This is a genomic window from Hymenobacter sp. BT188 (assembly GCF_014333585.1).
In the GTDB taxonomy this organism is placed as follows: domain Bacteria; phylum Bacteroidota; class Bacteroidia; order Cytophagales; family Hymenobacteraceae; genus Hymenobacter.
Genome location: NZ_JACSCW010000003.1, coordinates 200,831 through 215,178, shown reverse-complemented (window position 1 = coordinate 215,178; position 14,348 = coordinate 200,831). Strand labels below are relative to the sequence as shown.

Below are 14,348 nucleotides of genomic sequence, written 5' to 3'. Positions count from 1 at the left end.
ATTGGTGACATATTTTATCACCTAGCCGGGACGACAGGTTTATCGGCAGGTTCTTAGGACGAAATAATTCGCACCAGCGCTTCAATAACTTCCTCCTGCAGGTATGGTACTTGCCCGTAAACCAGATCATTGTGCCCTTCTAATCGAGCAAGCATATGGCCTTTACCTAAGAGACGTTCAGCACCTTTGGCACTCAAGGCGATCTCTGAAGTGCCTTCAGAATCGACGCGTAAAATCAACCGGTTTCCCAAGTTGGCGCGAAGCTGCATCGGCATGACGTTGGCTTCTGGACGTTGGGCTGCAAATACTAGATATATACCCGCTGCCCGGGCTTTGACACCTAGGCGAGCAACTATGGCAGTGACCTGTTGCTTATAATCTTCTACCTGCATCCAATCCGCAAATTCGTCGTGGATCAACCAAATAACCGGTAATCGATCATCTGCCCCTACATTTTTATTGTAAGCTGTAATGTTAGCCGCGCGCGCAGCCTTGAATCGTTTGTAGCGGGCCTCCATTTCGTCCACCAGTGCATTCAATTCCTCTAAAGCTGTCTCTCGCTCGTCAATGATGCGCCCCCCTTTGATGTGAGGTAAAGGCTCCAATGCAAAGTAGTCTACGCCTTGCTTAGGATCAATGAGCACGATTTGCGCCTGAGCCGGCGTGTTAGTCGCCGCGATGCATAAAATGATGTTCTGTACTAATACCGACTTACCACTGCCTGTTGAGCCTGCAATCAAGGAGTGTGGCGCATTTTTCTGAGGGGAAAGCATGAGAATTTCGCCATTATCCTCGCGAATGGCAATAGCAAGGTCCTGATTGCCATTATCAGAAGAAGGCTGCCAACGACTCCAGATGTCTTCCAACCGCACGAGCTGCCGTTGTGGCCGCTCAATGGCTAGAGAAATAGCGCCGGCTTCGGGCCGCACGGAAACAAGGCTTAATCCATAAGTGGTTTTAAACTCCACTTGCTTTTTTAGCACTTGATCTACGGTCAGGTTGGCGCTGCCTTGAAAAGTCAGCAAAGCTGCATTGGGCGTAAGCTTACTTTTTAACAGCTTGGCTTGCAGATTAAACCCTTGCAGCGCGGCCTTTGTACGCTGACCAACGGAAGTAAGCCAGGCTAGGTCATCTGCGTCTTCCGGCTTTATTGCGTTGCTAGCTGGCAATATCCCCTGGATAGCCGGGTAAGCCCACGTGGCCCCACTACTCACAAGGGGCGCCTCCTCAGTAGAGCTACCAATTGACGTTAAAGTTTCCCCTACCGAGCTCGTTTCTCCCGCTTGCTGCACGCCTGTTTGGGTTTCGTTAGTTGGTAAGGATGCCGAACCTACAGTGGCTATCGTTATGGTTGGTGTAGTCTCGAGGTCGCTAGGAGGCTTAACAAATGTTGGTACCTCCCAAATTGCAGTATCCCGATTGAGGCGCCGCAAAGGCATGGGATTACCATTCTTTGAGTATAAAGTAACCAAATCACGTACTTGGTCCCAGCTAAATACCTCCTGATAGGCGTTTTCCACCTCCGTGATCGTGCTAAAATCCACGTCAAGGGAATCCTCATCCGGGCCGGAAACGAACACGTGGGAGTAACCCCGCAGACTGATTTGACATTCACCTCGACGAATGGCCATACGCCAGTCAGCCAAGTTAATATTAGCTCCAGCTGGGAACTGCACTCCATCAAGAATTAAATCTGAAAGTCGAGCCAACCATAATGTGCGATCTAAGCGTGCAGGCGTTTCAAACAGGGCCTCGTGCATGCGCTTGAGCGTGTCGCGCAGCTGGTTGCGGGAATTTCTGGAACCGGCAATCAGGCCTCCTCGGTCAATGAATTTCGCCTCACTGACGATGATAGTTAACCGTAGCTCTCCGCTTTCTCCTCTACTGGGGCTAAGCATAAGAATATCAGCTAGCTGTTCCTCCCGTTGGCCTAGCCACTCGGCATAGTCATCCAGGAAATACCACCCGAAGTAGCCCCCGGTGCTGCCTCCATATTCCTGCATTTCATGGCGTATCAAGTAGCTACTCAACACTACACCCATTAACTCACTGGCACTTCTGCCACGCCGCGCCGCGCGCAACACAATGTCCCCAGAAATTTTATTGGCGTCCTGAATGAACTGCTCCGTTAATTCGAGCTGCGCCTCCTTAGGCATCTCAAGATGAAGACTACTAATACGCCTTTGTACCATAGACCGCAACAAACCCAGGGAAGCCGTGGATGAAACAATCAAGCTGCGCCCTTGCGTGGTAGATTGCTTATAGCGAATCACGCTAATCTTGCGGTCTATGAGCTGGCGACGGTCCAGCAGTTCATCGTAATTGACAACCCAATTACCCAAATTGTGGGTTTCGTTGAAAATGTGGCTCATTTCCGGGTCTTGGAAGTCAAGCTGCCGAGCCGGCAGCAAGCGCTGTGTTGTGTCCCCATCCCAGTTACCGCGCAAAAAAGAAGTGATCGCCGTTAGATACGCCCAGCCTTCTGCACTTTGAGCTGGGCAGCACAGGTATACTACAGACTTCATGTCCCCGGAAGGCGCAGGGCGTCGCCGTGACCACTGCGCGGGGACTAAGGTTTGTAGCGGTATTATTTGGGCATTTTCTTTGTGCCACTCTACCGTAGCGTGACGCGCAATAACGTCCTGTAGGAACACAATGTCGTTGGGTCTCCCTTCCTGTTCGTTGGGTGCTGGTGCCTGATCCGCGGAAATACCAATGCGCAGCCGGGCCATAAAATCGCGGGTAGCTTCGCTAGTACTATAAGCGTCTGGGTCGGTGTCGGAGGCCTCTACGATGCGTTCATACAAAGGGTGCAGCTTGCTTGGGTCATTGTGCCGCAGCACAATTTGGCACCGTACATCTTCGTCTTCCTCATGCATTGCGCCAATGCGATCTACCACGGCCTGAGGCAAGCGCGCCGAGTCGCAGTTATAGAGGACCACCGATAGATTAGCGCTTTCGTGAGGCTGCAGGGTAAGGTATCGGTCCACCAATTCGGCCACCCGCTTCGAAGCCTCGGCGGGGTTGTCACTGGTTTCCGTGAGTCCGGCCACGGGCGATTCGTGCAACGTATAGTCACCGCAGGTATCGACTAAGGCCAGCAGCTCAGGGCGACTTTCGTAACGTCCCAGCACCACTTCCGGATAAAACGCATGCGCAAGTTCGTCTCGTAAGTCTTTGAAGTATAACCGGCCTGCATCCCCAAAGCGGACTTCCTTTTTAGTTAAATAGTCTTTGATCAGGGTGCCAACGCGTTGGGCTTTAATCGCCATGGCCGCCATCCGTAGTGGGTGCCAGGGGGCAATTATCTCCGAGGAAGTGTCACCCTGCACCGTTACTGAGCCAATGCGAAGCAAGGGCTGCAATAGCAACGTGCGGTTCTTGTCGCCCAGTGCTTTCTGGCACAAGGAGGTCAGCAGCGCAGCATAGGCTTGCACTTGAGTCAGCAGCTTCGGACTGGCTAGACCCAATGTCGAGAATTCAACAATAGCTTGGGAATACTCTGATTTAAATACAGACCACAAACCTTTAAGCTCCTGCTCCACGACTTGGCTGATCAGCTCTTCCCGCCGTGCCTCTTTCAGGTTTGTTTCCCATTTCGTAGCCAGGTTTTCGGCGCCCTTATACGTGCTCACGAAAGAGCCGCGATTCTGCCCGAAAGCTGGCGTCAAGGTGCGAACATCGTTGATATTAACCGATTGAAAGCGTCCCTTGGCGCTGACTGTCTCCCGGCCAACGCGGCACTGTACGAGGGGATGAGAGGTCAGGCGCTCCCAATCTCCGGCAAATTCGCGGGTGACTTTGTTAGGGCTGAAGGTCCAAATAAGTTGAGTTGGCGAAGTCGTGTGCCCACTGGCTTGTCCTGTTTGGGTAACAGAGTCCATCTGCAGCTCCAGTGTAAACTTAAGCTGCAAGGCGGCCTTAGCTTCCGAGCGGTTACGTGAGTATTTCGATTGCTTTTTCCAGTCTTCAACCAGGGACGGGAAATTCCACAACTCTCCTACTTCCCACACTACATTACTTCCTAACAGCGCCGGCAACCCCTTGTATCGGGTAGCGAAATAAACGCCAGCTTCCACATTGAGTTTACGAAAGTCCCCTTTGGTTTTGGCATCCAAGCGGACTTTCAAGATACGGTTTGTGCTGTTGTCTTCCACCGTTAGTCGCTCCAAGCACAAAGCCAGTCCTGCAAGAAAATCTTCGTTTTCTTGTGGACGGCCAAAAGCGAACTTATCCCAAGCAGCTTTCAATAGCCGGCTGTCGCTGATCTGGTGCCGGTGCAACTCATAGAATTGGCGGTCTTCGTCAGTAGCCGTAGAGGGGTTGCGCTTGGTTAAACCCTCCAGGTAGGCGCGCTCATCTTTAGAAAGTAAGTCCGGATCACGCTCATCAAAAAAGTTGGTGGTCAGCTGCCCTAAGTTAAGTTTTTCGCGGCGTAACCCGTCGAACAAAGGCTTGATGACTTCCCATTCAAATTCTGCCAACTCTTTTGCTGCTTCATTCCACTGCCCATCAGAGGTAATAAAGGCCTCTATAGTATCGTAGTGGGACTCAGGAATGGCATCGCGCACGTTTTTGAAGGAGTTGCGCAGGTTCGCAGCAGTAAGCAGCGCTTGTGTCGGCGTTATCTTGCGCAGGTAAGAAGCCCGTTTTTTCTGTACTTCCGCAAACAGCGCCTTCCAGCGTGATGCTTGCGTATGAAACTTCTCAGGCAGGCCGACGAACAACTGAGTATCACGGGGAATGGCTAAGGCGGGCAGGGCTGCTCCAAGAGCCTGCAAAAGCGGGTGACCTTCTAGCGCAATTTCCTGCCGCGTGCGCAGTACGTACTCGGCAATGTGGGGTAAAGAGCGAATGTTGAGTTCCATCAACGCCCGCAGGATTCGCGCCCATACTTCCAGTTGCTCATTGGATAGGCCTAACTCCTGGGCGGCCACTTCTACCCATAAGGGTGCTTGGGCGAGTAAAGCGGTCGAGCCAATAGGTTCAATGAGCTGCAGAGATTGTGCTTCGTCATCTCCGGTATTGGCTAACAGCAAAGCCGGCAGCTCGCATTGCGCATTGCGCAAGAATGTAGCACGCAGCGTGGTTAGAGTGTCATCCGGTAAATTGTACTCACGCGCATAAGGTGCTACTTTGCCCTGGGGGAGCTGAATTTTTACGCGCGGGGCCAGGTACTCGTCGTCCAGCACGGCCCGGGCTATAGCTGCCATTTGCTCTCCCTTCAGTTGGTCAAGGATAAAGCGCGCGGTGCCTGTTTCTCCCTCGTTGCCGCGTAGGCGCTTGGCCAAATACAAGGCTGCGACGTGCCCAATGAGAGTAGCAGGAGTTAACGTAAGACTTAACGTTATAGGCTCGCTAACAAGGGTAGTTTCCATGTTAAAAAATGTTAAGCCCGTCCGTGCGGATTAATAATATAGGCACAACCATCAGATAATCTGCGCAATAATCCCAAGCTACTTAAGCGTGATTCGAGCCTGGCAGCATTGGCCGCAAAGGGCTTAGGATCAAATTCATCCTCAGGTATGACTTGCATGGCTTCGCGCTCACTAAACACCAAGCCGTAGCGCTCGAACAAAAGGCGGAAGAATTCCTTAAGCTCCATGCGGTGGGCTACGTTGGCAAAGATCAGCGTCTTTAGAAAACCATCCGTGGGGGCATACCGGTACTTGTTCGTGCCGCGCCGGGAGACCAGTCCAAGGGCTCGACCATAGGCGCGGTGTACTTCCCCAGCGTGCTGTTGGTGGCGCTGCTGAGCGAGGTCCCGCAGGAAATTTAGCAATGCCTCGGGGTCATGACTTTCGTTATATTCGTTTAAGTCTTCCCACCAGATCTCCCGTTTAACTATGTCCAAACACTTGGTAAATGCATCAACGGGGGTGGGCAAGCCCAGTGCTTCTTGCCACTCTATAGAAGCCTGCATCTGGCTTAAGTAAGCTTGGATGGCCTCCCCAGAAAGACTGTTGTTTTCTTGAAAGTTGATAATGGAAGCTTCGCGCACCAACGTCTTCTTAGGGGCGACCACCTCGCATAAGAACACCAAGGGTTTCTGTCGCCCAGTCCAGTAAGCAGATACGTGCAATTGGTAAAGCAGCACATGAAAAGCACCTAGGGTCACCAGATGGTTAAGAGCATCGAAATTGGGTAAGCCCAATTCGAACAGGTGCAGCCAATCCTTGCCCAAAGCATCAAAGCACGGATGTTGCTTGTAGGGCAAGTAACTATTTTTGCGTTCCATGCCCGTTTCTTCAGGCTCTGGCTCCAGAACTTGCAGCAAAGCGTTCCACTCGTTGTCGCCTTGAAGAAACTGCGTCAAATGCGGCCGTAGGGCATCTGCAGCCGAACTACGGCACAGCATCAAGTACATCAACTCCCCAGTCCGAGAGAAGTTGATATAGTCGCGCTTGCCATCCAATGTTTGGTCTTCGTAGATGGCGTTTGCACCGAAAGGGAACAGGAAACGCGACGTCCAGCGTTTGTTGCTTTCGCCTTCTACGGACGCATCTCGCAACATACCGACAAGAAAAGCAAAGTCGCTAAAACGCTCAAACCGGCTTTTTAAATAGGAAAAGTTGTTCTCCGTGAGGTTTTGGGCGTGCTCCTGCATCCAATCGAGCCACTTTACCCAGCTGGAGTTAGAGTCTAACCTTTCATCCTCCATGCTCTTAATGATGTCGTTGTTCCACAGAATGTTGCGCAAGTACATGCGGCGGAACGGACGAAATACTAAGGGATAGAATCTTCCTTGTTCGTTTAATAAGGAATTCCTTCTGTGGAAGTACTCAGCTACCGTTAAGCATTCCAAAAACAGCAACCACGGAGCTTGAGGATAGATACGGTGCCCCCAAATCTGTTCGTCCAACCACAGGGAAATGGTAGAGTAATGCCCTTGGGGGGGACGATCAACAGTTATTTCACTAGGTAGAGGTTCGAGCATTTTAAAGATATATAATTGATAATTTGCTAAAGCGCTTTAGAGAGCAGCCTCTTAACTTGCGGCTCATTATGGACTTCAAATTGATTGGTTTGGCATCGCAATTTGGATCACCCGGTGCTCGGGGTTACCGTTCTCATCCAAGCGCAAGCGCTGAAAGCTGAGCATGATTTCACCTTCCGCATTGTCTTCTTTGCGGCGCTTTTTCAAGGCTGTCAGCAGACGACTTTTAAACGAGAGCACATCCTCATAACACTCCTTAGAGAAGCTGCTTGGTAGTGCTCCTTCCGCTACCCGGGATAAAAACTCGTAGCGCACCAAATTCAGCGGAAAGGCTTCACTGATATTATTGGCAAGTGTCACTTGCAAGGCTGGTTTGGTACCCTGCCATATGATCTCTACCCGTTCCCCTTTGCTGGGAACCACGGAAATGGAGTCCTCGTAGATGCGCGACACTTTGGCACCAGTAGATTGCAGGCTAGTCCCCAAGCAAAGATTACGGTCGTTGGTGACAAGCATGCCAATGATGATGCGGTTGAGCCCCCGCACTAACCGGTTAAGAATGTGGCGATCTACGCGTCCCCTCCCTGGGGGCTTCAACATGCGCACAACCTTCTCTAGGTACTCCCCCGCGAAGCGAAAAACAGTTAAATCCCACAAGTGTAAGTCCTGCGCCTCCTCGGTGGGAATCTTGAAAAATATGGCGCGCCGCTGAACCACCAACATCTCAAGAAACCGATTGTTGCTCAGGTCTTCATCGGCTGACTCTACATAATTACTCTGCGCTACTTGGTAGGCTTTATCCGCCCCATAGAAGGTATCGTTACCGAGAAACCGGTCATAGTAAGGACGTAGCAAATTATCCGCCTGGCCGAATATCAACAAGGAGTCAATGCGGTTTGTCGTTTCGTGCCCTAAGCGGAACCGATCCAAATAATTGAATACTCCAATGCTTTCCCGGCGGTTTTCCCGTAAGTTGCCGCCGATCAAATTATTATAGATGCTGGCTTGGGAAACAGTTCCCTCTTTGATGATGGTGGCTACATCGGTGGCGACCATCAGGCGGTCTTTGCACTTGGGGTGGCCCAGCACAGCATTCACGAGCAGTGCTAGGATCTCTCGAATGGGAATGTGTAAGTCGTTGTAGTCGCAGAGCTCCAGCAAATCCCGCAAGCGTTGCCGAAGCAAGGGCGTCTGTAAGAGTTCGTAATTGCGACGGATTGGCGACTGGTCCCCAAATGCAGGCAGCTCAGTATTTTCACCTTCGAAGCACAGGCGCCAGCCAGGGTGTTCCAAGAAGGCTACAACAGCATGGTCAAACAATTCGGCAGAAGAGCCACGAGAGAGATTGAAAAAGCGTAGCTGCACACCTGGGTGAGCATCTTGATCTTCTACTAGCAATTGCTCAAATAAGGTCCGGGCTTGCTCAACTTCCGGGGAAATAGGTAGCCGCCGCCACGTTTCGATTAACTGCCCGTCGTTGGCTGCAATTAAGAAGTAATCCTCATCGTTGGGCGTGAACAAGCCGCGGGAGAAGGTTTCCAACAGGGTTTGTTGGGATGGTTCCCAGCCTTCCCCCTGTTGGGGAACCCAGGCGCTTAAATCGCGAATTACGTGCAGCCGAGCGCCGGTTGGCAAGGTTAGGCTAATGTATGCCTCATTAGATTGCCAAGTAGCAGGATCTCCCTGCATGGCCTCCCAAACTTTGCTGCACAAATGGGTTTTGCCATCCCCGGCTGTTCCTGTGAGGATTACCGACAGCATAGTGCCTTCTGTAAAGCAGGCCAGTACCTCCGCAAAACGGGGATGCGTGAAACTGATGGGCTTCACGCCAGCGTACTGCGCCGCGCGGCCAGTATGTTCTTCGAAAGCGGAGTCGTTGGCGGGGATGGGCCCGTATTTTCGGACGAAGCGAATCCATTTTTGAGCTAATTCATAGGCACGAGGGGCCTTGCCAGCCGCTTGAAGCTGGATATCGGAATGGGACACGAATAAATTAGATAAGAGTTAGTAGTGTTGCTATAGTTGGCAGATTAAACATCCATTGCGCTCTTCGTAATCGTCTACTCCCCCCAAGATATGTAACAAGCTTTTGTTAGGCGCTTTCAGTCGCTTTCTTTCCTGCGCTGCCGCATGCTCCCGAATAATTTGGGCCATCCGCTCGGGCTTTTCAAGTTCAGCTAGCGGCTCATCCCCGCACCAGTAGAAGACAGTGGTAGCCGTCTTACCTGGCTTTTCGTAATCTTTAGCTTCTTCGAACAAATCAGGGTGTGCTTCTTTCAAGCGCACCCATTCAATCTTTTGCTGGTAAAAGCAAAAGAAGCACCCGGAGCGCGTTCTCCCCCATTGTGTGTAAGGAGGCATACCCAAACCGGATTCTTCTAAGATTCGCTCGATGTCCACCTTGACTAGTCCATCTTCCCGAAAAGGATATATGGGCTTGATGTTGGGCTTGTGGCTAATATAGCCGTCGCGGTTTTCGTCGGCCCGCAAGCCCACGTAATTGTAGCAGAAGTCCTCACCGATGAACCGTTCGAAGGGCTTGAGTTTCATCATGCGCGTGCACCAACGTCGGTGATTGGAAGGCAGCATGCCCCCATAAATTTTAAGCAGCTGATCAAAGCCAATAAAGTCCCCGTTCTCTTCGGTACTCTTGTGAATGGGCTTACCCAACAGGGCTTCTAAGCGTCCTAAATAATCGTAGGTTTCGGGTAGCTCCTTGCCCGTATCGTGAAATACATATTCCATCTCTGGGATCCGGTCGCGCATGTAAATAGCTAATGCGGCACTGTCTTTCCCTCCCGATAAGCTAAGGATATGTCGGAAATGCGGTTTTAAAGATTGGTTGTTTTCCACGGTGGCCAAGATAATATAAATTTAGAAAGATTATGCGCGAGTCTGATCGTTCGCATCCTAGCTTTCTTCCTGAGTTTCGTTTACTTCTAATAACTGCCATAATGCACGAGATGCTGCCGCCATGCCAACCCGACCCGTATTGCGCAATAACGTAGCAATGGTTCCTTCCAAATCCTGAGCTTGTGCAACTTCGCCCGGTGAAAGGTGAATGACTTGGCCTCGCTCCTGCCCGTTAGGCTGGGTCAAAGCAATACGCACTGACTCGCCTTCGGCAATATCGTGGTGCTTGCGACGATGAAAGACAATGGCTTCAACCCGCTTGAACTGCGCGGCTAGGTTATGAATCTCCTGCTCGTACTTGTACACGTCAGCATCCTTCCACTTAGCTGGGGGCATTGCACATACCAAGTTGCCCAAGGATTCTAGCCACTGGATTTCGGTTAATTTGGTATCGGCTAACCTTAAGCAAAAGCTCTTTAGCCGCGCTTCTGTGACAAATCCTGCAACAGAGGTAGCACGGGGGGCCAGCACATGGCGAACCGTCTCGAAGGAACCCGACTGCAGAAATTCCTTGTGCAGTTTATCCTTTATGTAATGTAACAGGCCGGGATGGGCTCCCCGCAGCTCGTCCACTGCAATCTTGAGCGCTTGTGCGAAGGCCTCCACGTGCTGAGCTTGGTTTTCCTCCTCTTGCACGACCGGTTCCAAGCCGCAGGCTTGGGGTAGGTCGTGAAACAATAGCCTAACGGGATCCCGCGCTGCCTGCAAGGCGGTGCGTACACTCTTCGTGATAGGCGTCAGACGAGAAGTCTTCAGGGTGTAAACCGGCAAATTAGCCATGAACGTTAACAGCGGCTTAACTACGTCCAATAGGTCCACCTGAGTCGCGTTCTTCGGGTTTAATTGAAGCGCATGGGTCAAGGTGTGAAAGAGCTCCGTGCGGATACCGTTAATGGGGTAGAACTGGATCTCGAAGGTTTCCGGTGCCTTTGTCAAGCGCAGGAAGTTGGAGCCTGTAATACGAGGAATGAAAGAGCCGTCTTCGTAGAAAGCAAGCTCTTGCTCGTTCATGGTTGCAAAAACCGCTAACAGTAAAGGAATTAGACCTTCCTTAATTCCGAAGGGCTCTTCCCGCAATGCGTCGTAAATGGCCATAGCAGGTACACGCGCATCTGTTGTCTGCTGCAGCACCTGCCGAATCCGTTCGAAAGTGGGCACTACCCGACCCTGATGCTCATCTTGGTCGGAAGGGGGCAAGGCAACTTCCCACACACCAGCCACCTCCGTCTCACGGTGCAGGCCTGCACTCCGCAGTACCGACAGGTACATCGACATCTCTGGGGGCGTCTTACCTGCCTCCATACCCAGAAGAGGTTTGGTGGGCGATTCGAATAATTGCTCACACAAGCGACCACGCGCAGAAACTGCGGCCGAAGAAATGGACCGGCGGTTGATTAACTCATTTTGAATGCGGGGCGCCGCGTGGTATACTTCATCAAACACGGTGGAGAGCAGCAGCATCACGTCGCGACCATTCTGTACCTGGTGAATTAGATTTCCCTTACGAAACCAACGCAGGCCGTGTTCCCCCGTGGAGTTCATCATACCTACGGCCAGCTGTAGATGCTCGCTGAGCAGCTGTTGGGCGGCAGCCAACTGCCGGGCTACTTCTTCCCGCGCGTAATTATCGTGTTGCAACTCGGGTACGTTACGCTCAATCCACTCCCACCGCCGCACTTCATCTAGTATTGGGGCCAATCCTTGTAGAGGCTTGGGGACTGCAACCAAAATATTGGGTCGCTGCGCTACAGGCTCCGCCTGAGCAAAGGCCAGAGCTCGTTGTTCTTCCTCCGGTGTTTCGCACAAGGGCACCAGAATGCGCCCGTCCGAAGCCGCGGAAAGTGTCAATTGGCTGGGCAGCGAAGCAACATCAGCATAGACCAGCTCATAGTAGCGTAGGGTACCCGTTTCAATGTAGTGCCGCCGCGCCACCAAAGGTCGCACATCTAGCCTATCACGCACAAAACCTGTGACCTTCGCAATGGGCCCAAGGGCCCGCCCCGCCTCAACCTTCGCGTTTTCTAGATTTACGCTGGTATGCGGCCAGAGGCTATATCCCCCGGCAGCCCCGCGGAAATAAAGCAGGTGGTGGCTTTTTAACTGCTGAATCGTAGCCTTGACCTCGTCCCGGTCTGGTAACGCTAGCTCTAAAGTTTCGCCCGTAGCCAACAGGTCCTCCACATTAAGCACGTTCAGTAGCCCAATGGTCTTGAGTACGGCAAGTTCTAACTGGTTGTCCCCCCGATACGTGGTAACGACACCTTCAATGGCCTTCCAGTGGTTACGATAGCTCTGTAGGTGCAGCTTCTGTCCAAAGGCACTGCGTGCATAATCGAACAAGTCGTGAAGGCGGAAGAATTGCTTGCCTTCGGTGCGTTCGACGAAGTCTTGCATCCCGAACGGCTCACTGCCTAAAAGGAACGAAAACAGAGAGCGCTCATTTTGGCCAAACGTGGAAAACAATCGCACGAGTGGTGGCAGCACCGTTGGGTGCAGTGGGTAGAGGCGCGCAGCAATGTTGATTAGCAGCTTATGGTGTGTAACATTACCATACCAACGCACCCGCAAAGCTTCCTGCATGTCCTGCTTAGCTCGGCTTAAAGCCGACAAAGGCGCTACCGAAAGCTGAGTATTCAACGCGCTTGCGATGAGTTCCGCCACCTGCTCTACGGGTTGATGCCAGGTAAGCTCTTCGTAGCGGCCGGCAATTTTTTCCCATTCCCGCTGCTGGGTTTGAGATAGGCTTTCCGCATACCCGCTTATACCTTGATGCAACAGCAAAACGACCAATAGCGGCGAAGCACCACTACGAGCGGCCAATTCGGCTAACCCTTGCAACAAGTAAACGTCCTGCCGGTCAGGGTACATAGCGGCATACTCCAAAAACTTGCCGGCTTCATCTAGCACGAGGAGAATGCCCTGTGCTGCTTCATTTTGGACGACATATTCATGGGCGGCTTGCACCAACTTGATAACTCGAGCGTCACTAACAGTTCCACTTTTTAGGGCTATGTGCAACTTACCTAGTAGGCTCACTGACGCTTCCTGCTCCTTAAATTGCAGTAACGTTTGCCGAAGACCCCGAACAATAGCTAAGCCCAAGGATTCCCGGTTGCCGGTAATGAGCACTGGTAGCAGCGTCTTAGCATTGGTGGCTGAGAACTCTGCACTGTCCAAGCCATTCTGCAAGGCCATGGGAAGCTCCAAGCGGCGAGAAGAAAGCACATTGGCCAGCAGAAGCGCAAAAGATGACTTGCCAGAGCCATAGTCTCCCGTGATGCGCCAAGCCCGTAGGCCTGACTGGGGAGCCAAGCCCGCGGCAAGCCGCGTTAAATTCTGTTTCGCGTGCGTGGTCAGCACATAATCCTGTAAGGCCGCAGGATCGTTCCAATCCCGCTCCAGATGGGTAGAGCGCAGAAACCGCCCTTGCACTTTAAATAACTGAGGAATGGTAATATCAAGCATGATTTTCTTCTATTGCCACCGGTTGGGTGGCGAAATAATCTTCCCAGCTACGGCCGTACACATTAGCTAGTAAGGCCGCTTCACTTAAGTCCACCGTGGTGCTCCATTGGTAATTTTTTACCACGCGTGGTAGGGCCGCGGACGATTGGTAGTCCAGCATGCCCTGCGAGTCCTCGCGTAACGTCTCCAGCCGGTCGCGCAAGTCCTGCTCCGAAAGCTTGAAAATTTGTCCTATGCTCCCAGGAACTACTGCTACCTCCCGAAAAGAAAGGGTAGCCTCTTTAGAGCGCGTCATGCGCCAAAAGTCGTGCAGGCAATACGCCAGCAAGGCCCCCGATATTTCGGGCTTGTGGTCTCGACGGAAGGCGTAAACAGGCTCCCGACGCCGCACGTCGGAGGCCTCGATCAAGCGCTCCCCGGCGGGGATTAACAACCGGAGCATTGTTAGGGGGCAGTCTAGGTTGTCTTCTACTACTTCACCCTTACGACCTCGAGCAGGGAGATACGTGTGCAAAAAAATATCAAAGTGCTGCCCTAACGTAACCTCCGACAAGTCGCGGCCCTGCCGAGCGGCTTCGGCTTTAAACGCGCGCAGCACTTCGCTTCGCGAAAGCTCCGGTTCGGCCCACTGGTTGAGCAAGAAATACCAAGCAAATAGTGGTTCCTCCACGGGAGAGGCAAACTTCCAGTGAATAAGCCATAGCGTACGTACGTCTTCTAAGTAAGGATCGAACCCCGTTGGATGAAAGATGGCGTGCCCAAACGGAGTAACAGAGTAGCCTTTGCGATCCGGTAGGGGCTGGGCTATGCCAGCCAATTGCACCCAGAAACGAATGGCCCGAACCATGTTCTTGCCTACACCCAACTGCACCATGGCTTCGTCCTCATCACTGAATAAATAAGGATTTTGGCACAGTTTGCTGTAGGCTTTGGGTAGCCATGTATAGCGACACGGAAAACTCTCGTGTCCAGAAAAGCGAAAATGCATAGTCAACTAAAACAGGAATTCTATAGCAATGATGGCAGTGTTGCC

Annotated in this window: 6 protein-coding genes; all 6 read right to left on the bottom strand. The window is 52.1% G+C overall.

From position 1 onward, the window contains the following. Positions 1–53 precede the first annotated feature (53 nt). A complete protein-coding gene (locus H8B13_RS09020) occupies positions 54–5,378 on the bottom strand; it encodes an FtsK/SpoIIIE domain-containing protein (protein ID WP_187310480.1) in 5,325 nt (1,774 codons plus the stop codon). A gap of 11 nt (positions 5,379–5,389) precedes the next feature. Continuing rightward, positions 5,390–6,937: a hypothetical protein gene (locus H8B13_RS09015; protein ID WP_222841389.1), complete on the bottom strand. Its 1,548-nt coding sequence runs from the start codon at positions 6,935–6,937 to the stop codon at positions 5,390–5,392. A gap of 75 nt (positions 6,938–7,012) precedes the next feature. After that, positions 7,013–8,923: a hypothetical protein gene (locus H8B13_RS09010; protein ID WP_187310479.1), complete on the bottom strand. Its 1,911-nt coding sequence runs from the start codon at positions 8,921–8,923 to the stop codon at positions 7,013–7,015. Positions 8,924–8,953: 30 nt separating this feature from the next. Further along, positions 8,954–9,790: a phosphoadenosine phosphosulfate reductase family protein gene (locus H8B13_RS09005; protein ID WP_187310478.1), complete on the bottom strand. Its 837-nt coding sequence runs from the start codon at positions 9,788–9,790 to the stop codon at positions 8,954–8,956. 57 nt (positions 9,791–9,847) lie between these two features. Then, entirely contained in the window at positions 9,848–13,315 is a 3,468-nt protein-coding gene (locus H8B13_RS09000; protein WP_187310477.1) for a hypothetical protein, read from the bottom strand. Next, positions 13,308–14,303 (bottom strand): DUF4007 family protein, encoded by a 996-nt coding sequence (locus tag H8B13_RS08995; protein ID WP_187310476.1) that lies wholly within the window; start codon positions 14,301–14,303, stop codon positions 13,308–13,310. Before H8B13_RS08995 ends, H8B13_RS09000 begins: the two co-directional genes overlap by 8 nt. Positions 14,304–14,348 lie beyond the last annotated feature (45 nt).

Coding starts and splice junctions, on each gene's coding strand:
- H8B13_RS09020 (WP_187310480.1), bottom strand. CDS start 5,378: ATGGAAACTACCCTTGTTAGCGAGCCTATAACGTTAAGTCTTACGTTA.
- H8B13_RS09015 (WP_222841389.1), bottom strand. CDS start 6,937: ATGCTCGAACCTCTACCTAGTGAAATAACTGTTGATCGTCCCCCCCAA.
- H8B13_RS09000 (WP_187310477.1), bottom strand. CDS start 13,315: ATGCTTGATATTACCATTCCTCAGTTATTTAAAGTGCAAGGGCGGTTT.
- H8B13_RS08995 (WP_187310476.1), bottom strand. CDS start 14,303: ATGCATTTTCGCTTTTCTGGACACGAGAGTTTTCCGTGTCGCTATACA.